Source organism: Collimonas sp. (genome assembly GCF_035566555.1).
Classification (GTDB): Bacteria; Pseudomonadota; Gammaproteobacteria; order Burkholderiales; family Burkholderiaceae_D; genus Collimonas.
This window is the reverse complement of sequence record NZ_DATMRB010000188.1, coordinates 21,977-41,021: the sequence shown is the minus strand read 5'-3', so window position 1 is coordinate 41,021 and position 19,045 is coordinate 21,977. Positions and strand designations below refer to the sequence as shown.

The 19,045-nt window shown below is 61.9% G+C and carries 16 protein-coding genes; 13 read left to right on the top strand and 3 right to left on the bottom strand.

Going from position 1 to position 19,045, the window contains the following annotated elements; genetic code table 11:
* Together VNZ65_RS23800 and VNZ65_RS23795 are read left to right on the top strand one after the other, a co-directional pair.
* Positions 1-914 (top strand): ERAP1-like C-terminal domain-containing protein (locus tag VNZ65_RS23800; protein WP_325673507.1); only part of this gene is annotated, 914 nt, incomplete at its 5' end.
* A gap of 95 nt (positions 915-1,009) precedes the next feature.
* The gene (locus VNZ65_RS23795) at positions 1,010-3,091 is read left to right on the top strand and encodes a M13 family metallopeptidase (protein WP_325673505.1); all 2,082 of its coding nucleotides are present in this window, start codon (positions 1,010-1,012) and stop codon (positions 3,089-3,091) included.
* A 90-nt stretch (positions 3,092-3,181) separates the two neighbouring features.
* Here the strand turns inward: VNZ65_RS23795 and VNZ65_RS23790 are convergent, their stop codons facing one another.
* On the bottom strand, positions 3,182-3,934 hold the full coding sequence (locus tag VNZ65_RS23790) for a tyrosine-protein phosphatase (protein WP_325673503.1): 753 nt from the start codon (positions 3,932-3,934) through the stop codon (positions 3,182-3,184).
* A 440-nt stretch (positions 3,935-4,374) separates the two neighbouring features.
* Between VNZ65_RS23790 and VNZ65_RS23785 the strand changes: the two genes are divergently transcribed.
* Complete coding sequence (locus VNZ65_RS23785) at positions 4,375-5,526, top strand: ABC transporter substrate-binding protein (RefSeq protein ID WP_325673501.1); 1,152 nt, start codon at positions 4,375-4,377, stop codon at positions 5,524-5,526.
* A gap of 151 nt (positions 5,527-5,677) precedes the next feature.
* Here VNZ65_RS23785 and VNZ65_RS23780 read toward each other — a convergent pair whose 3' ends face one another.
* Positions 5,678-6,610 (bottom strand): 2-hydroxyacid dehydrogenase, encoded by a 933-nt coding sequence (locus VNZ65_RS23780; RefSeq protein ID WP_325673499.1) that lies wholly within the window; start codon positions 6,608-6,610, stop codon positions 5,678-5,680.
* Between the two features lie 553 nt (positions 6,611-7,163).
* On the opposite strand from VNZ65_RS23780, the gene wecB reads away from it, so the two are divergent.
* The 10 genes from wecB to VNZ65_RS23730 all read left to right on the top strand — a co-directional run bounded on the left by wecB (position 7,164) and on the right by VNZ65_RS23730 (position 18,270).
* On the top strand, positions 7,164-8,354 hold the full coding sequence (gene wecB / locus VNZ65_RS23775; RefSeq protein WP_325673497.1) for a non-hydrolyzing UDP-N-acetylglucosamine 2-epimerase: 1,191 nt from the start codon (positions 7,164-7,166) through the stop codon (positions 8,352-8,354).
* Between the two features lie 223 nt (positions 8,355-8,577).
* Entirely contained in the window at positions 8,578-9,888 is a 1,311-nt protein-coding gene (locus VNZ65_RS23770) for a glycosyltransferase (RefSeq protein WP_325673511.1), read from the top strand.
* A 2-nt stretch (positions 9,889-9,890) separates the two neighbouring features.
* Positions 9,891-10,958 (top strand): polymer-forming cytoskeletal protein, encoded by a 1,068-nt coding sequence (locus VNZ65_RS23765; RefSeq protein ID WP_325673495.1) that lies wholly within the window; start codon positions 9,891-9,893, stop codon positions 10,956-10,958.
* Positions 10,948-11,961 carry a hypothetical protein gene (locus VNZ65_RS23760; protein WP_325673493.1) on the top strand — a complete coding sequence of 338 codons (1,014 nt, stop codon included), beginning with the start codon at positions 10,948-10,950 and terminating at the stop codon, positions 11,959-11,961. Before VNZ65_RS23765 ends, VNZ65_RS23760 begins: the two co-directional genes overlap by 11 nt.
* On the top strand, positions 11,958-13,802 hold the full coding sequence (locus VNZ65_RS23755) for a hypothetical protein (protein WP_325673491.1): 1,845 nt from the start codon (positions 11,958-11,960) through the stop codon (positions 13,800-13,802). The genes VNZ65_RS23760 and VNZ65_RS23755 overlap by 4 nt, the downstream gene beginning before the upstream one ends.
* The gene (locus VNZ65_RS23750; RefSeq protein ID WP_325673489.1) at positions 13,799-14,908 is read left to right on the top strand and encodes a YaiO family outer membrane beta-barrel protein; all 1,110 of its coding nucleotides are present in this window, start codon (positions 13,799-13,801) and stop codon (positions 14,906-14,908) included. Before VNZ65_RS23755 ends, VNZ65_RS23750 begins: the two co-directional genes overlap by 4 nt.
* The gene (locus tag VNZ65_RS23745; protein ID WP_325673487.1) at positions 14,905-15,726 is read left to right on the top strand and encodes a hypothetical protein; all 822 of its coding nucleotides are present in this window, start codon (positions 14,905-14,907) and stop codon (positions 15,724-15,726) included. Before VNZ65_RS23750 ends, VNZ65_RS23745 begins: the two co-directional genes overlap by 4 nt.
* 118 nt (positions 15,727-15,844) lie before the next feature.
* Positions 15,845-16,111 carry a hypothetical protein gene (locus VNZ65_RS23740; protein ID WP_325673485.1) on the top strand — a complete coding sequence of 89 codons (267 nt, stop codon included), beginning with the start codon at positions 15,845-15,847 and terminating at the stop codon, positions 16,109-16,111.
* A 121-nt stretch (positions 16,112-16,232) separates the two neighbouring features.
* Positions 16,233-17,042 carry a molybdate ABC transporter substrate-binding protein gene (gene modA, locus VNZ65_RS23735; protein ID WP_325673483.1) on the top strand — a complete coding sequence of 270 codons (810 nt, stop codon included), beginning with the start codon at positions 16,233-16,235 and terminating at the stop codon, positions 17,040-17,042.
* A 178-nt stretch (positions 17,043-17,220) separates the two neighbouring features.
* Positions 17,221-18,270 carry a hypothetical protein gene (locus tag VNZ65_RS23730; protein WP_325673509.1) on the top strand — a complete coding sequence of 350 codons (1,050 nt, stop codon included), beginning with the start codon at positions 17,221-17,223 and terminating at the stop codon, positions 18,268-18,270.
* Positions 18,271-18,303: 33 nt separating this feature from the next.
* Here the strand turns inward: VNZ65_RS23730 and VNZ65_RS23725 are convergent, their stop codons facing one another.
* Entirely contained in the window at positions 18,304-18,900 is a 597-nt protein-coding gene (locus VNZ65_RS23725; protein ID WP_325673481.1) for a hemerythrin domain-containing protein, read from the bottom strand.
* Between the last annotated feature and the right edge of the window lie 145 nt (positions 18,901-19,045).

Genomic DNA, 19,045 nt, shown 5'->3' with positions numbered 1-19,045 from the left:
AACAGCTGGCCTACGCAGACGCCATCAATGCCGGCTTCGGCCGTGGCGACCTAGATGCCGCCGCAGTGCTGGCGGCCGCGCCGCGCCTGGCGCAGTCGAACACGCGCGAAGTGGCGACGGCCCTGATTCCTACCCTCAAGTGGCTGGCGAAATACGAAGTCCGCAGCGACGCCCAGCGCAATCGCCTGACCGACCTGGCGCGTAAAATGTATCTGCCGCGCCTGCAGCAGCTCGGCTACCAGCGCCGCGCCGGCGAAAGCCAGGACGATGCGCTGCTGCGCGCAGCGCTGGCCCAGTTCCTGGCGCTCGACATCAAGTTGCCGGAAGTGCGCAAGGCACTGCTGGCGCAAGGCGACAAGGCGCTGGAGAAAAACGCCGACGGCAAGCTCGACCTGGCGGCGGCCAATCCTGACCTGCTGCGCACAGCGCTTTCGGTCGCCACCCAGGAACAGGGAACGCCGGCCGTCGACGTCTTGATCAAGGCCCTCGGCAATACCAGCGAGCCGGCCCAGCGCATGGCGATCCTGAGCGGCCTGGGCGCCGCCACCGCGTCAGCCAATGCCCAGCGTGCGCGCAATCTGGCGCTCGACCCGCTGGTCAAGGTCGGTGAAATGAGCACCTTGCTGCGCGCCAGCCGGGAAGATGGCGAAGGTCGCGAAGCGCTGTGGAAGTGGTTTACACTCAACCATGAACAACTGATCAAGCGCAGCGGTGAAACCTCCGGCGGCCGCTTGCCGGACCTGGTGGCCGGCGACAGCTGTTCGCAAAGCGAGGCAGACCGCATGAACAGCTTCTTCCAGCCGTTGCTGAAGCAGTTGCCGGGGGCCGAGCGCGGCCTCGCACAAACCCGCGAAAAGACCTTGCTGTGCACGGCCTTGCGCGAAAAACAAGATCCGGCGGCGCTTCTGCGTTAAAAACGGATAAGCAGTAGACAAAGATTTGCAATAGTTTTTAGAATGCCTTACCAGGCTGTTTTTTTCCGATGACTTCTCATAAGGATTACTTACTCGTGAAACGCTCTCTCATCTGTGCAGCGGTGCTGACACTGGTTGCAGGCTATACCAGCTCGACCGCCAGTTTTGCCCAAACACCGCGTACCGTAGCGGCCGCCAGCGTGGCCAGCTCGGCCAAGCTGGCCAGCGGCATCGACATGGCGAACGCCGACCTGGCGGTGCGCCCGCAGGACGATTTCTACAGCTACGTCAACGGCACGTGGCTGAAGAAAACCGAAATCCCGGCCGACAAATCGTCGTGGGGCGCCTTCTACGAACTGCGCGAAAACTCGCTGACCCAGCTGCACACCATCGTCGATGCTGTCAGCGCGGAAAAAGACCTGCAGCCAGGCTCCAACAAGCAAAAGATCGCCGACCTGTACGCCAGCTACATGGATGAGCCGGCGCTGGAAAAACTCGGCATCAAGCCGCTCGAAGCGGAGTTCGCCCGAGTCGACGCCCTGAAAGACAAGAAACAGATCCCGGGCCTGATCGCCCATTTGAACGCCATCGGCGTCAGTGCGCCCTACGACCTCGGCATCCACCAGGACGCCAAGGATTCGAGCAAGGTCATCGCCGACCTCGGCCAGAGCGGCCTCGGCTTGCCTGACCGCGACTACTACCTGAAAGCCGACGACGCCAAGCTGAAAGACACGCTGGCCAAGTACCACGCCCATATCGAAGCCATGCTGACCATGTCCGGCGACAAGGCTGCCAAGAAAAACGCCGCCAGCATCGTGGCCCTGGAAACCGCGCTGGCCAAGATCCAATGGACCAAGGTCGAGCTGCGCGATCCGGTCAAGGCCTACAACCGGGTGGAACTGGACCAGCTGCACACGCTGGCGCCGCACTTCGAGTGGGATGGCTACCTGGCCGGCGCCGGCCTGAAAGACAAGGTCAGCTACCTGGTGATCAGCCAGCCGACCTATATCAAGGGCCTCGACAAGATCCTGCAGGACACTCCGCTGCCAGTCTGGAAAGCGTATTTCAAATGGCATGTGCTGAGCGGCTACGCATCCCAGCTGTCGAAACAATATGTTGACCAGAACTTCGCGTTCAAGGGCACCGTGCTGCGCGGCGTACCGCAAAACGAGCCACGCTGGAAACGCGGCATCAACGTGGTCGAAGCCGGCATTGGCGAAGGCCTGGGCCAGCTGTATGTCGAACAGTTCTTCCCGCCGGAGAACAAGGCTCGCATGGAAAAACTGGTGCACAACCTGATCGCTGCCTACAACCAGAGCATCGACGGCCTCGACTGGATGGGTCCGGACACCAAGAAGCAGGCGCAAAAGAAACTGTCGACCCTGATGCTGAAGATCGGCTATCCGGACAAATGGCGCGATTATTCAGCCCTGACCATCAAGCGTGACGACCTGGTCGGCAACACCATGCGCGCCAGCGAATTCGAATTCAAGCGCAACATCGACAAGCTCGGCAAGCCGGTCGACCGCGCCGAATGGGGCATGACGCCGCAGACCGTGAACGCCTACTACAATCCGGAACTCAATGAAATCGTGTTCCCGGCAGCGATCCTGCAACCGCCGTTCTTCAATGCCAACGCGGATGACGCGGTCAACTACGGCGGCATCGGCGCCGTCATCGGCCATGAAATCAGCCACGGTTTCGACGACCAGGGCAGCCAGTACGATGAAATCGGCAACCTGCGCGACTGGTGGACCAAGGAAGACCACGAGAAATTCGCGGTCAAGACCAAGGCCCTGGTGGAACAATACAATGCCTACAGCCCGGTTCCTGGCTACAAGGTCAACGGCGAACTGACGCTGGGCGAGAACATTGCCGACAACTCCGGCCTGGCGATCGCCTACAAGGCTTACCACCTGTCGCTGGACGGCAAGACGCCGCCGGTCATCGACGGCCTCACCGGCGACCAGCGCCTGTATCTGGGCTGGGGCCAGGTATGGCGCGGCAAGGTGCGCGATGCGCAAGCCATCGTCTACGTGAAAACCGATCCGCACTCGCCGCCACGCTTCCGCGGCAACGGCACGCTGGGCAACCAGCCTGGCTTCTATAGCGCGTTTGATGTCAAGCCGGGCGACAAGATGTACCTGCCGCCTGAGCAACGCGTGATCATGTGGTAAACACGGCGTAGCCTTCGCGGCTAGCAAAAAGCCACCGGCGATGCCGGTGGCTTTTTTTTGAGCTAAACCGGAAACAGGGAATTTATCGGTTCAAACCAGATAGTTGCGCCGGATGCGCTCGACATCGACATCCAGCACCTGTCGCAGGTAATGCTGCATGCCGCCATACTCTTCATCGATGACCGCCAGCGCCGCTTCCAGGTAGGCTGCCTCTACGTTCAGCAAGGGAGTCATGATTTCCGGCGCCAGGTCGGCCTTGAAAAGCTGCGCCAGCACCTTGGCGCTGGCGCCGGCATTGTGCCGGTTCGACTCCAGATAATCGGCGACGATGGTGGCGCGCCCGACGTCCAGCGCCGACAGCAGCAGCGCGCTGGCGAAGCCGGTGCGGTCCTTGCCGGCAGTGCAGTGGTAGAGCATGGTTTTTCCCTGCTCGGCCAGTCGCAGGAAGCGGCCGAACTGGGCTTGGTAGTTGACTGGAAAAGCACGATAAAAATCGAGCATGAATTGCCTGCTATGTTCCGCGCTGCCATTCCGCAGCAGTGGCAGCAGCGTCTCTTGCGACAGATTGCCCACCATGACCGGATCGGCGATCCACGCGAACGCTGCGGCAAATGGCGCTTCGGCAGCCTGCTTTTCTGCTTCGCTGCGGAAGTCGATCACCAGGTCGAGCTGGTAGCTTCTGAGTTTTTCGATATCCGCCGCCGACGCTAGACCCGGATTGGCGCCGCGCAGCAATCTGCGCGCCTGGATGCGGCGGCCATCGGCAGCCAGGTAGGCGCCCAGATCGCGGGTATTCTGGATGGCGTCGAAAGCGATGACACCGTGCATTGAAACATACGTCATTTTTATTCCTTATCGGGTTTTGCGGCGGGCCTACGCTTCAGCCCGTGCCGCAGATAGACCGTCGCCGTCAGCTTGAATTCCAGCCTCGGCAATTTTCATTCTTTTGACTTGGCCTCGCCAGGCAGTGGCTATGCGCCGGATGTTCCTGCATGGAGGTTACCATCAGATCGAATATGCATTGAGCGGCATCAGTGCTGAAGAACAGCGTGCCGGTTGCGAGCACAGGTTCGTCCGCATGGGGCATGTATGCGGCAGCGAAGTCATCCTGCGCTCACTTTTAAGTAGTACTACGTAGCTAATAAAACGCTAACTACCGTTAAATTCGGTCATTTTTTTGTTTTCTTCTAGCAATAAACCTATAATAGGCGGCGATGCGCAATGGCGGCAGCGAATCAGGCCGCCGCTGTGCATCGCTTGATCAACATCAGAAAGCGCTATTTATGGTTTCCCGACTTCGTCTTTTTTCCTTCCTGCTGCCGCTTGTCATCGGCACCTGCAGCCCGTTGTCCAGCTTTGCCGAATCCGGCGTCACTGACCAGAAAATCCTGCTGGGACAGTCTGCGGCGTTTTCCGGTCCTGCCGCGCAGCTGGGGATCCAGATGAATGCCGGCGCCAAAGCCTACTTCGATTCGGTGAACGAGCAAGGCGGCGTGTTTGGACGGCGCATTGAAATCGTCAAGGCAGACGACAAGTACGAAGCCGATCTGGCCGCCGCCAACACCAAGCGCCTGATTGAAAAAGACGATGTCTTCGCCTTGTTCGGTTATGTCGGCACGCCGACCAGCAATGCGGCGCTGCCGATTTTCACCCAGGCCGGCGTACCGTTCTTTGCCCCGGTGACCGGCGCGCAATCGCTGCGCGAACCGCTGAACCGCGAGGTCTTCAATATCCGCGCCAGTTATTTCGACGAGACCGAGCACCTGGTGGAAAAGCTGGCCAATGTCGGCATCAAGAGCATCGCTGTGTTTTACCAGAACGACGCCTACGGCCGCGCCGGACTGGAAGGCGTGCAGCGCGCCTTGAAAAAGATGAACCTGGAGCTGGTGGAGTCCGCCACCGTCGAGCGCAACAGCACCGACGTCGCGCCGGCGGTCGCCAAGATCCTGCCGAAACGCCCTGCTGCCGTGCTGCAGATCAGCGCCTACGCCTCGTCCGCGGCCTATATCAAGGAAATGCGCAAGGCTGGTTACACCGGCCAGTTCTATAACGTCTCTTTCGTCGGCAGCCAGGCCCTGGCCGACGCCTTGGGCAAGGATGGCGAAGGCGTGGTGATTTCCCAGGTGGTGCCGTTCCCATGGAGTTCATCCAGCCCGGTGGTGGGCGAATATGCCAGGTTGATGGACAAAGCCGGCGTCAAGGACGTCAACTTTTCCAGCCTGGAAGGCTTCATCGCCGCCAAGGTATTCGTCGAAGGCTTGAAGCGGGCGGGCAAGGACCTGACGCGCGCGAAACTGGTGAAGGCGCTGGAAAGCATCAACAACAAGAACTACAACGGCGGCGGCTTCGACATCAATTTCAGCGCCAGCAATCATAGCGGCTCGAAATTCGTCGACATGACCATGATCACCAAAGACAAGAAATTCCTGAACTGATGCGCCGCGATCGTAGGGTGGGCAAGATTTTTTGCCCACGCGGAACGTAGACCAATCGAAGAGTGCATTCAGCGTGGGCAGAAAATCTGCCCATCCTACGACTCTGGCGGCAATCGATAAAAATCCGGCAGCCGCCGGATTTTTTTTTGCTTCAGACTGGCGTCAATACCGGCTGTCCGGAAAAATGGCGCTGGCTGTTTTCCAGGAACAGTCGCACTGTTTCCGCCACCGATTCCGGCGACCATCCGGCCACATGCGGCGTCAGCACCGCATTCGGCAAATCCAGCAATTCCGTCGGCGGCAAAGGCTCGCTTTCATAGACATCGAGACCGGCGCCGCCGAGCCGGCCCTCGCGCAAAGCTTGCGCCAGCGCGGCGGTGTCGATCACGCTGCCGCGCGCGATATTGACGATGAAGCCCTGCGGCCCCAAGGCATCCAGCACTGCCGTGCCCACCATATGGCGGGTGCCGGCGCCGCCCGGGGTGGCGATCACCAGGAAGTCCGCCCATTCCGCCAGGGCCAGCAGCGTAGCAAAATAAGTGAACGGCAGATCATTGCGCTGCGCACGGTTGTGATAACCGATGGCCATGTCGAAACCGGCAGCGCGGCGCGCGATCTGCTTGCCGATGGTGCCCAGTCCGACGATCCCCAGGCGCTTGCCGGAGACGCTGGGCGGCAAAGGCAGCGCGTCGCGCCAGATGCCCTGGTGCAGCGCCACGCCCAGTTGCGGAATGCCGCGCACCGTCGCCAGCAGCAGGCCCATGGCGTGGTCGGCAACGCAAGCGTCGTTGGTGCCGGCGCCGTTGGCGACCGTGATGCCGCGTTCGCGCGCAGCCGCCAGATCGATGTTTTCAAAACCGGCGCCGAGCGCGCAAATCAATTCGAGCTGGGGCAAGGCGGCGATATCCTGCGCCGACAGGCCGATCGAGCCGATGGTCAGCACCGCCCGTATCTGCTGCGCATGGCTGGCGATGGCCTCGCTGCGCTGCGCGGCCGTGGGGGCATACACAACCTGCCAGACTTGCTTGATGCGCTGCAGGCCTTGTTCAGACAAAGGATTGAGAATCAGGAGAGTGGAAAGCATGGGATGCCGTGCGAGAGGTGGATGAAACGAGCCGCGCCGAAAGCGCAATGCTCGTAATGATAGCGGTGAAATCCGGACCATGCTTGCGCGTGCTCGGGAATGACCATGCCCGGCTTGTGCACAGACGGGCATAGTCACTTTATTGTTACCTTTTATTTGCCGGCAATGTCATGGTGCCGCAGCCGCTTTAACTTTCACACAGAAAGAACAAGCGCCTTCCCAGGATCAGCTGCAGCCGGCGTCCTCCGTATTTCCCATACGAATTAAATTTCTAACAATAAGTAACAGTTAAATTTCCATCCTTATTATAAGATTTACATTAATCGACATTATCATCTATAGTGAACAAATATTTCCTTATGGAAATTTCTTTGTAAAAACAACTCAGCATCAATGTGATGCTTGTCGCTGCCCAAAGCCATCGTCACGGGCAGCCGACTTCCCTGCAGTTCGGGGCCCATGCCGGATAGGCGCGCGCAACAAGAACACCATGGCCCTGGCGAAACAGATTTCGCCAGGCCGGCTTTTTCACTCGCACAACCGAGTATATAAAGTGAAAGTTCTGTCTATCTTTGGTACCCGTCCGGAGGCCGTGAAAATGGCGCCGGTAGTGCGCGCGCTTGCACTGGAGGCAGACATCCAGTCGCTGGTGTGCGTCACCGGCCAGCACCGGCTGATGCTGCAGCAGGTGCTTGACCTGTTCGACATCAAGGTCGATCACAGTCTCGACGTCATGCAGCCAGACCAGACCCTGAACGGCTTGAGCGCGCGCCTGATCGGCTTGCTCGATCCGGTGCTCGAGGCTACCCGGCCGGACCGCATCCTGGTGCACGGCGACACCACCACTGCCATGATCGCCGCCCTCGCCGGCTTCCATCGGCGCATCCCGGTGGCCCATGTCGAAGCGGGCTTGCGTACCGGCGACCTGAGCCAGCCCTGGCCAGAGGAAATGAACCGGCGCTATGTCGATGTAGTAAGCGACCTGCTGCTGGCGCCCACCGCCATGGCCAAGAGCAACCTGGCGGCGGAACACCTCGCCGGCCGCGTGGTCGTCACCGGCAACACGGTCATCGATGCGCTGCGCCTGACCGTCGAAGCTATCGCCTTTGACTACAAGCTGCGCGATCGCCTGGACGCCCATTTCCCTTACCTGCGCGCCGATAAAAAGCTGTTGCTGGTGACCGGCCACCGGCGCGAAAATTTCGGTCCGGGCTTCGCCGAAATCTGCGACGCGCTGGCAACACTGTCGCGCCGCCCGGACATCCAGATTGTCTACCCGGTGCACCTCAATCCGAACGTCCAGGGGCCAGTGCAGGCGGCGCTGGCGCAGCTGCCGAATATCCATCTGATCGAACCGCTGGACTACCTGCTGTTTGTGCGGCTGATGCAACGCGCGCACGTGATCCTGACCGATTCCGGCGGCGTGCAGGAAGAGGCGCCGTCGCTGGGCAAGCCGGTGCTGGTGATGCGCAACGTCACGGAACGGCCTGAAGCGGTAGCCGCCGGCACGGTACAGTTGGTCGGCACTGATTCGGCCCGCATTGTCGCCGCGGTGACCCGGCTGTATGAGGACGACATCGTCTGGCAGAACGCGACGCAACGCCTCAATCCCTATGGCGACGGTCACGCGGCGGAGCGCATCGCCAGCGTGCTGTGCGGCAGGGAAATCGATGAATTTGGGGCAGTGAAAATTGAACCGTTGGAAAAGGCACGCCTGGTCGCGAAGATTTTTCAAAAAATCTAGACTCAAAAAAATCTAGACGCGCGGCTTGCGTCGAGGGGGAAATATGGACAACAGGCTCGGTATTCCTGGCAATGCGGCGCCATGCCGGCGGCCGATGGCCGCCATGCCGCGCCTGCCCGCTTGCCTGCTCGCTTTCCTGTTCATCCCTGGCCTGCTGGCGATAGCCGGCAAGGCGCACGCATCTTCCCTGACATTGGATGTCCGCACAGCAGGCCTGGACCTGATGACCACGATCTTGGCGGGTATCATATTCCTGCTGGTAATCTATACCGTGCGCCACTACCTGTTCACTCTCAACCGCCTGTTCGGACGCCAGCGCCAGCCCTACCTCGACATCGAACAGGCAACCTGGCCGGCGGTCGTGGTGTGCGTCGCCGCCCACAATGAAGAACGGGTCATCGCCGATGCCTTGAACGCCCTGCTGGAGGTCGACTATCCGCGCGACAAGCTGATCATCATGCCGGTCAACGACCGCTCTACCGACGGCACCCGCGCCATCATCGACCGCATCGCCGCCAGCCATCCCGGCCGCTTCACCCTGTTCCACCGCGACAGCGGACGGCCCGGCAAGGCGGCGGCATTGCGCGACGCCACCGCCAGGATCGAAGCCGAGATCATCATCGTCTTCGACGCCGACTATCTGCCCGCGCGCGGCCTGATCAAGCAGCTGGTGGCGCCGTTTTTCGATCCCGAAGTGGGCGCCATCATGGGCCGCGTGGTGCCGCTCAATGCCGGCGCCAACCTGCTCACGCGCCTGCTCGACCTGGAACGGGCCGGCGGCTACCAGGTCGACCAGGCCGCGCGCATGAACCTGGGTCTGGTGCCGCAGTACGGCGGCACGGTGGGCGGCGTCAGGCGCTGCGCGCTGGAAGAAATCGGCGGCTGGAACAGCGACATGCTGGCGGAAGACACTGATGTCACCTTCCGCCTGCTGCAGCATGGCTGGAAGACGGTGTACCAGAACCGCTCGGAATGCTACGAAGAAGTGCCCGAAGTGTGGCCGGTGCGGATCCGCCAGATCAGCCGCTGGTCGCGCGGCCACAACCAGGTCATGGGCCGCAACCTGATGCAGCTGTTGAAGAACCCGCGCATCAGCCTGCGCGAAAGGGCCGATGGCGTACTGCTGCTATGCGTATTCATCATGCCGCCCTTGCTGGTGATCGGCTGGAGCATCACCATCATCCAGTTTTTCATGACCTCGCACCAGTGGCTGTTCGGCTGGCTGGCCTTGAGCGGCATGGTGGCGTATGGCGCTTTTGGCACCAACGCGGCTTTTTTTGAAATGGCGGCCGCCACTTACCTGGACGGCAACCGCAACCGCATCCGTCTGCTGCCGCTGAATATCTTCGGCTTCCTGGTCAGCCTGGTGGCGATTTCCTGCGCCGCCTTGAGCCAGTTCATGGATGCGCTGCGCAAGCGCGAGCTGGTGTGGCACAAGACCGAACGCTTCAGGATGGCACCGGCGGCGCCGGCCCAGGAACTGGCCCTGCCGCGCGACGCTGCGCTGCCAGGCCTGGCGGCCGAGGTGTCCTGAACATGGCTTATCCGGCGCTGCTGCTGATCAGCGTGCTGCTGATCATGTGCCTGCCGTTTATCCCGGCGCTGCAGGAATGGCTGCGCCCGACCGATGTCGCGCCATTGCCGGTCAGGCGCAACGAGATCAACAACCTGCGCTATTTCGCCGACAGCTTCCGGCTCACCATTGCCGCCATGCCGGTCATCGACTTGCCGAAACTGCAGAGCATCCAGACCGACCGCACCGTCAACATCAGCGACAAGCTGCACGTGGTCCACCAGCGCCTGGACGGCGATGCCGGCAAGGGCTATCCGCCGGCAACCTTGAAAGTGCTGCGGCAAAAGAACGGCATCGTCATCTTTATCCACGATGCCTGGCTGCCGCCGGACAGCCACAGCCAGGCCGACCTGTTTGCCGCCGCCGACCTGCTGGTGGGCGACGGCGCCAGCCTGCGCGCCTGCTCGGCACAGGGCGTCATCACGCTGGGCGCCGACACCGTGGTGCATCGCTGGATCGATGCACCCTGCATCCATGTCGGCAGCAACGCTGCGATCGACGGCCGCATTACCGCCCTCAAGGAACTCAATTTCTGCGCCGGCAGCCGCTTTGTGCGCGCCGGCGCGCCGGTCATGCATTTCGGCGACGCCAGCACTGCCGCCGCGCCGGCGCCGCAGGCGCCCTCGCCGCGACGGCGCCATGTGCTGGATGACGGCGCACGGCAATCCGCTGCCCTCGACCAGCCGGGCGACTATGTGGTGCGCGGTCCCTACCGCATACGTCCCGGCAGCAGCGTGTCCGGCAACATCAAGACCTATGGCGACCTGCACTTGGGAGAGCACAGCCGTATCGCCGGCAGCCTGGTCAGCAACAAGGACATCGTGCTGGACCGTGGCTGTTCCGTGCTGGGTCCCGTGATCAGCCAGAACGATATCGTGATCGGCCCCGATTGCCGCATCGGCACACCGGGAGCGGCGACCACCCTGATCTGCCGCAAGCTGACCATCGCCACAGGCTGCACGGTGCATGGCGTCATCACCACGCAAGACGGCGCCAAGGTGGTGCCGGCGGAGCTCTCCCATGGCCGCTGATCAAGGCCGGAAGCGCTGGCGCGCGGCCTCGATCTGCCGTGCGTGCATCTTGATCGGCTGCCTTGCCGGCGCCACGGCAGCCGCCGAGGATGCGCCGCCATTCACCGATTTCGCCGCGCCGAACGGCGCCCTCACGGTATTTGCCAAAGGCGACTATGTCGAGCCCTACTTCGCGCTCAAGGCATTGCTGGCGGCGCACCGGCTAGGCATCGACGTCGCTGCGCCGGCCAGCGCCTTCGGCCACTGGCTGCTGCCTTTCCAGCAAGCCAACGGCCCCTTTCCGCGCATCTGCCGCAGCGGCACCGCGGACTGGCTGGCTTGCGGCCCGGCAGACGCCGACGACTCCCTCGATGCGCTATGGTGCATGCTGGGAGCCGAAGTCTTGCCCACCGATGAAGTGCTGGCCGCCAGCTGCGTCAGATCCCTGGAAAACCTGGCGACCCTGTGGAATCCGGCACAGCAGACATTCCACGCCCTGTCCGGCGGCAGCGCGGCGTATTTCGCCGACAACGTCGAAGTCATCGGCGTCTTGAACCAGCTACGCCGCAGCAGCGCCGCCAGCATGCGCTTCGCGGTCCAGCTGGCGGCGTTGCCGGCCAGCGCCAGCATGCTTGACGGCCTGCGCCGCGGCTACGGCTACGATCCCGCCGGCGCCCTTGAACCGGAACGCGCCAGCATGCCGCCGACGCCCTACGGCTTCTATCCGAATGCGGTAGCGCCGGTCTACCTGTGGCTGTACGGGCTGCGCAGCGGCGCCGGCGGCGCCCGCTACTGGCGGCTATGGATGGAACGCTATGGCGCGCCATGGCTGGCCGGGGAAAGCGACCACTACCCCTGGGGCCTGATCGCCTGGGCCGCCTATTGCAACGGCGACCAGGCCAGCGCCAGACGCTGGCTTGAGAATTCTGATGCCTGGCGCGCGGCGGGCCGCTGGAACATCGTCGAAGAAGGGGTGCGCATCGGCCTGCGCCACGCGCTCGCCGCCGCGGAGCCGCCATCATGAGCGCCATGCGCCCGCGCCAGCTGCTGCTGATGCTCATGCTGGCCGTCATCATCGGCGGCGCCGCCAGCTGGGTCTATCGCATCGGCCAGGTCAGTCCGGCGCAATGGCAAAGCGATGCCATAGCGCTGGTGCTGCCGGATGAGCTGTCGGACGCCAACCGGCTGTTTGCCTCGGCCTGGCTGGATGGCGCTGCTGAAGAAGGCATCCGCCTGGAAGCTGTGAGCGCTTCTGAATTCTCGCGGCGCGGACTGCAGGGCGAGCGGCCGTTTGCCGGCGCGATCCTGCCGGACACCATCCATCGCCGGATCAATACCGCCTTCGTCAACCAGATCAGCCGCTTTGTGGAAAACGGCGGCGCCCTGATGCTGGTGGGCGATGCCGGCGTGCTGGACGAGAACGGCTACTACAGCGAACCGGCATCGCGTTTTTCCAGGCTGGCCGGGACCAGTTACGCGATGTACGGCGCACTGCATGACAAGATGTCGTTCAACCCGACCATCTCCGGCAGCCCGCAGACCATGCAGGCGCTGGAGATCCCGCCGGGACGCTGGATCAAGAGCGGCGCACAGGCGGTATTGTCCGGCTACGGCGAAGACACCTTGCGTTATCCGGTCCTGCGTACCGCCGCCACCTATGCCGGCACCCTGCGCATGCAGGCCGAGGGCAATACCGTGATTGCCGGCGAACATGAGGTCGGCAAGGGCCGCGTACTGTTCGTCAACCTGCCGCTGGGATACCTGAAGCTGCGCACCGACGGCATCCTGATGCATGGCTTCCTGCATTACTTCGCCAACCGCATCATGGGCCAGCCGCAACTGTCCGCCGCGCCCGACGCTGTCGGCGGACTGATTCTGAACTGGCATTGCGACGCCAAGATCTGCATCCCCGCCATGGACCAGCTGATCAAGGCCGGCGTGTTTACCCGCGGGCCGTTCAGCATTCATGTCACCGCCGGCCCCGACCAGCGCGCCTTCGGCGATGGTCTCGGAGTCGACCTCAACCATAATCCGACCTTCCAGGCGCTGCTGCGCAACTTGCAAGGCCAGGGCAACGAGATCGGCAGCCACGGCGGCTGGATCCACGACTGGTTCGGCAAGAACCTGAGCGAGGCCAATGCCGGCAAAATGACCACTTACCTGGAGCAGAATGCCGCGGCCGTCAAACACTTGATCGGCCACCCGCAGACCGAGTATTCGGCGCCGACCGGCAACCAGCCGGTCTGGGTCACCGACTGGCTGGACGGCCAGGATGTGCTGGCCTATTATTTCACCGGCAATATCGGACAAGGCCCGACCCATACCTACCGCGACGGCCGCCGCGACCAGCATATCTGGTCGTTTCCGGTGCAGACCTACGGCCACATCAGCACCATCGAAGAAGCCTATATGGAGCACATACCGGAAAGCGAAATCAGCAACTGGTTGACGTCGCTGGTGCAATTTACCGAGAATAGCGGACAGATCAGGCTGATTTATTTCCATCCGCCGGGAGCGGTGCTGTATCCAGACGCCATCAACCAGCTGATGCTGGCCGCCGACGCTGCCGAAAAAAAGGGCAGCTTCCGCTGGCGCACCATGACCGAGCAGGCGCGCTTCATGAACCGGCGGGAGCAGACCGTGTGGCATATTTCCAGCGACCAGCGCGCCGTGGTGGTCGATGCTGCCAATGCCGCTTCATTGCAGCAGCTAAGCTGGCTCTTTCCGCTGGCTTTATATGAAAAGCCGCGCATCCTGGACGGCAATGCTAGAGTGGAACAACGCGGCGAAAACTGGGCCGTGATCGCCGGCGACGGCAAGCAACTTCGCATTTCAACACCGTTGATAAAGGAAGCACTGCATTGAAAACCGCACTGGCAACCCTGGGCCTGTCCTTCGGCTGCGCCGCATTGCCGGCCAGCGCATCAGCTGACGAAAGCACCGACATACAGGTGCCGACCTTGCAGCACGCGCGCCTGATGCCGCTGATGAGCAGCGCGCCGGCGCCGGTCGCGGCTCCGATTGCAGCTCCTGCCAGCGCGCCGGTTGCCCTATTGCCGCCGGCAGCTCCGGTTGCCGCACCCGCGGCAATCGCACCAGCCACGCCAGCCGCACCCGCAATACCTGCTGCCCCGCCCGCTGCCAGGCCGGCCGCCACGATCGCTACAACTCCCATACCGCTGGCGCTGGCGGCGCCCGTCGATACGGCTCCGGTTGCCGTGGCGCCCGCCGAAAGTCCGGCCGCCGCGCCGCCAGAACTGCCCCCGGAAAGCGGCGCCCTCGAACTGGTTGGCGGCGACGGCAACATGAGCAACGGTTATGGCCACGCGCGCCTGATGTCGCTGCGCGGCATGGCGGTGACTTCGCTCGGCGTGGTGCAGGGCGAGCTGACCCAGCAATCGCGTTTCGGCTATAGCGGCAACTATGGCAGCGTCTCGCTGACCCACGATTTCACGCCGGATTACTACAGCACCGTCAGCGTCGGCACCGGCAACAGCCCGCTGTTTTCCAGCTGGCGCGTGGATGGCACCGGCTATCGCAAGTTCGGCAGCGAACTCCAGTACGTCGCCGGCATCGGCGGCTACTACGCCAAGGGCAATGAAAGCGCGCGCTCCGATCAAGGCTTGCTGTTGACCGGCATCGCCTACCTGCCAGGAACGGTGATCGAAGGCGGCGTCCGCCTCAACTGGGCCGATCCTGGCCGCATACTGGGCCCCAGCGAGTACATCGCCGCGACTTTCGGCAATGACGACCGGCGCGCCGTCATCGTCCGCTACGAGCATGCCAAGGAAACCTACAAGGTATTGCCGGGCGGCCCGGAACTGGTGAACTTCAAGAGCAATACCGTCAATCTCCAATGGCGCGAAAGAATCAGCCGCATCAGCATGCTGCTGGCAGGCCTGGAGTATTACCGCAGTCCGGCCTACGACCGGCTGTCGTTCAACCTGGGCTGGCGCTGGAGCTTCAGGTGAAAGCTGCCGCCAATGCGGAAAAAAAATCCGCTCCCGCAAAAACGCGCAGGCAAGCCGTCGTCAACCCGCGTTTTACCGGCTTTGGCGGCCAGCTGATACAAACCCACCGCGCCCTGCGCCGGCTGGCTTTTCCACGCAGCCGCTGGGTCGACGTGCTGCTGGTGCCGGCGCTGGTGTTCTGCTGCACCTTGCTGGCGTGGCCCTTGATTGCCGAGCTGTGGGCCGCCATCGTCAGCTTCTGGGCCAACCACCTTGGCGACCAGATGACGCTGGCAATAGGCCACAGCGCATTTCCAGGGATCCAATCGATTCCCTATGCCTACGCCGAGGCGGCGCTGCCGGATCCCTTGCAATGGTGGTGCGGCGCGCTGATCAGCATCACGCTGCTGCTGGCCACCACTTTGCTGCCAACGCGCATGCTGCCGATCTCCTACGCCTTGCGCGTGATCGGCCTGGTGCAGCTGGCCAGCCAGTTTTATTTTTACTTCTGGGCGGCGGAATTCCCCTATCAGTCGGCCTCCTCGATCTCGGCGCTGACGCAGGCGTCGATGGTGCTGATCCTGCTGACGCCCTGGATTTATGGCCTGCTGTACAACATCTTCGATTTCGGCATCCGCCGCAAACTCCTGCTGTCCGTACTGGCGGTGCTTTACCTGATCGTGCTGACGCCTTTCCAATACACTTTTGCCGCCTGGCTGATGCTGCGCTATTCGCTGCTGTGGCATCCCCTGATCTACCTGCTGGGCTCCAGCCTGGTCCAGTTCGGCGCCCTGGTCGGTTTCTATTCCTGGGCCATGAGCTGGCAACGGCGCGAATAAGCCAATTCGAGCCAATTCGAGCCAATTCGAGCCGATCCGCGCCGATTGCGCTGCAAACGGCGGCAGCGTGCGTAACAGGCTTATACTCCGTGATCGTTAATAGAGAAGGATAGCAATAGTGAAAAAGACCGGGATGGCAAAGAGCGACGCCAAGAAGCTCATGGGAAAAATGACCGCGCCTGGCGCTGCCGGCTTCGGCAACAGCGACATCGCCGTGGTCGACCGCAAGGAACAGCGCAAGCGCGATCAGGCACTCGGCCTGGTGCCGTTTGCCGTCAAGCTCAACAGCGCATTGGTGCTGCAGCTGCAAACCTTGGCCAAGGACCGCGAAACCGATCTCAACCAGCTGGTAGGCGAACTGCTCACGAAGGGCCTGGCAGACTGAGCCTGGCCTCCAGCCGTTGCACAGGGAAAGCCGGACTGACGGCTTTTTTTTGCTCAACGCTATATACATTAAAATATAGCGACCATCGATTCATTATCACTTGCTGCCACGATCCATGAACATGTCCAGACTCTCACTTTTCTCATACGGGGTGTTGCCCCTTGCCCTGCTGGCGACGGCATTCAATCCGGCCTGCGCCCAGGAACCGCTCAAGGTGTTTGCCGCCGGCAGCCTGAGCGGCCCGCTCACCGTGCTTGCCAAACAGTTCGAGGCCGATACCGGCGAGCCGGTCGAGATGGTGTTCGGCCCCGCCGGACTGTTGCTGGAGCGCATAGAGCATGGCGAACCCGCCGATGTGTTCGCCTCGGCCAACATGGCGCACCCGCAGCAACTGGCGCGCGAAGGCAAGGCCATCCCGCCACTGGTATTTATCCGCAACAGCATCTGCGTACTGGCACGTCCGGAGCTGCATCTGACCACGGAAAATCTTCTGGCCAAATTGCTCGATCCCGCCGTCAAGATCGGCACCTCGACACCCAAGGCCGATCCCGGCGGCGACTACGCCTGGACGCTGTTTGCCAACGCCGGCAAGGTCCAGCCCGGCGCCCGCGAACTGCTGGAGGCCAAGGCGCAGCAACTGGTAGGCGGCAAGAACAACCCGCCGGTGCCGGCCGGCCAGGACGCCGTCAAGTACTTCCTGGAGCACAAACAGGTCGATACCTTCATCGGCTATTGCAGCTCGCGCGAAACCACGCCGGACGCACGTTTCACCAAGGTCACGCTGCCGCCGGAGCTCGCCGTGACGGCAGATTTCGGCCTGACCGTATTGCATCCCCGCAGCGGCTCGCGTGACACGGCTTACCGCTTCGCCTTGTTCCTGCTCACGCCGGCAGCCCAGCAAACCCTTGTCGATTATGGATTTTTCAGATAACTCTGGCAGATTCAGGCTTGCTTGTCAGACCAGTACGCCTCTGCCCTGCTTGCGCTGGCAGCACACGCACAATTCACGGCAAAACCGCCTCCGTTAAGGGTTGTCGATTAAAATGCTGTTCCAACAGGAATGGCATGGCTTTCAGCATGGCATCTCCTTCTCCGAGAGATATGCGACGATGACCCCGATCCAGAACCAAGCCCCCGCCAACGTGATCAGCCAGGAAGCCCTGGATGCCGCAGCAAAGCATCTGCGCGATGTCCTCGCGCTGGCGATCGAACATGCGGCGCCGCATGCCGCGGTGGTGGTGTCGGACGCGCGCTGCGCACTCGCCGCCACGCTGACGGCCGCTTACCGGCGCTGCCTGCCGGACGCCGCCTTCATCGACTTCGATACCGTCGCGCCGGACGCCGTGCTGGCGGCTTTTGCGCCACTGCAGGCAGGCGACCTGGTGATCCTGGTGCAGTCCACCAACTTCCGCCTGGAAGCCTTCCGCATCCGCGTCGAGCTGTTCAAGCGCGGCCTCAAGGTGATCGAGCACCCGCACCTGTCGCGCATGCCGGGGCCGGAAGCGCTGTACTACATCGAATCGCTGGCCTACGATCCGGCCTATTATCGCGGCGTCGGCTATGCCCTCAAGGCGCGCATCGACCATGCGCGCCGCGCCGTGGTCGACAGCGGCGGTGAGCAACTGGTGTTCGATTCGCCGCTGGAAGCGGCCAAGCTGAACATCGGCGACTACAGCGGGATGAATAACGTCGGCGGCCAGTTCCCCATCGGCGAAGTGTTCACCGAAGCGCAGGACCTGGAAGCAGTCAACGGCAAGGTGCGTATCTTCGTCTTCGGCGACACCGCATTCAGGGTCAACCAGCCGGCCCAGCCGATCACCCTGGTCATCAGCAAAGGCCGGGTCACCGAGGCGATCGGTTCGACGCCGGAGTTCGACCAGGTGCTGGCGAATATCCGCGCCGACGAAGGCGAAGTGTGGCTGCGCGAACTGGGCTTTGGCATGAACCGTGCGTTTTCGCAGGAGCGCAGAGTCAGCGACATCGGCACTTACGAGCGGATGTGCGGCATCCACCTCTCGCTCGGCGCCAAACACGGGGTGTACAGCAAGCCAAACATCAAGCGCACCAGCGCCAGATATCATATTGACGTCTTTGCGGTAACCGAGGCGGTCTACCTGGACGATGCAGTGGTGTACCGGAACGGCGCCTGGCAGCCCTGAAGCAGCGTCAGCCGTCGCGCCATGCAGCAGCGCTTATGACGGGATGTATAGAGGGTAAAGAATATTTTCTTCGCGCGTGATGCGGTCTACCAGCACCTTGCCGAGATTTTCAAACTCGTCCTTGAAAGTGATGCGCGCATCGCGCGAGACGATCCACTCCTTGCCCTGGTACTTGTCGAAGAAATCAAAGGCCACGCGGCCGATGCCATCCATTTCCCGCTTGTAGGAACGATAGACGTCGTGCAGCGCCGGATCTTCCGCCAGGCTGCGCCGCATGTATGAATACAGCTTGACGCCCTCGGTCAGCAGATGGCCGTACATCGCCATGCGCATCTCGCGCAAGGCAGCGGGGACGGCATCCCACTTGTCGGCGCTCATCTTGTTGGCCACCGTCGAATACATCAGCAGCAATGCCGCGTGGTCCCCTTTCAATTGCGGGATCAGTTTTTCATCGTATTCGATCTGGCTGCTGGCGCTTTTCGCCGGCTGCAGCGCAGCGCGCTCAGCGACGGCCGCCGGTTTTCTGGCTGGCGGCGCTGGCTGCTGGCTGTGGGATTTTTTTACTGCGTCGTGCTTCTCCTCATCGCGGGTACTGGTTGTGGGTTTGCTGAAAATTGTTTTAAGCCACATGTTCGACCTCGCCAGTTCACGTACAGGAGTAATTATCGAAGTATTACCTACTTGTTATTATGATTGCCTATCAACAACAATAGTACATTAAATTCTGTACGGAAATATATTTCTCATTTGCAATTTAAAAGATTATTTTGTATCA

Coding starts and splice junctions, on each gene's coding strand:
- VNZ65_RS23790 (WP_325673503.1), bottom strand. CDS start 3,934: ATGACGTATGTTTCAATGCACGGTGTCATCGCTTTCGACGCCATCCAG.
- VNZ65_RS23785 (WP_325673501.1), top strand. CDS start 4,375: ATGGTTTCCCGACTTCGTCTTTTTTCCTTCCTGCTGCCGCTTGTCATC.
- VNZ65_RS23780 (WP_325673499.1), bottom strand. CDS start 6,610: ATGCTTTCCACTCTCCTGATTCTCAATCCTTTGTCTGAACAAGGCCTG.
- VNZ65_RS23770 (WP_325673511.1), top strand. CDS start 8,578: ATGACCACGATCTTGGCGGGTATCATATTCCTGCTGGTAATCTATACC.
- VNZ65_RS23765 (WP_325673495.1), top strand. CDS start 9,891: ATGGCTTATCCGGCGCTGCTGCTGATCAGCGTGCTGCTGATCATGTGC.
- VNZ65_RS23760 (WP_325673493.1), top strand. CDS start 10,948: ATGGCCGCTGATCAAGGCCGGAAGCGCTGGCGCGCGGCCTCGATCTGC.
- VNZ65_RS23755 (WP_325673491.1), top strand. CDS start 11,958: ATGAGCGCCATGCGCCCGCGCCAGCTGCTGCTGATGCTCATGCTGGCC.
- modA (WP_325673483.1), top strand. CDS start 16,233: ATGTCCAGACTCTCACTTTTCTCATACGGGGTGTTGCCCCTTGCCCTG.
- VNZ65_RS23730 (WP_325673509.1), top strand. CDS start 17,221: ATGACCCCGATCCAGAACCAAGCCCCCGCCAACGTGATCAGCCAGGAA.
- VNZ65_RS23725 (WP_325673481.1), bottom strand. CDS start 18,900: ATGTGGCTTAAAACAATTTTCAGCAAACCCACAACCAGTACCCGCGAT.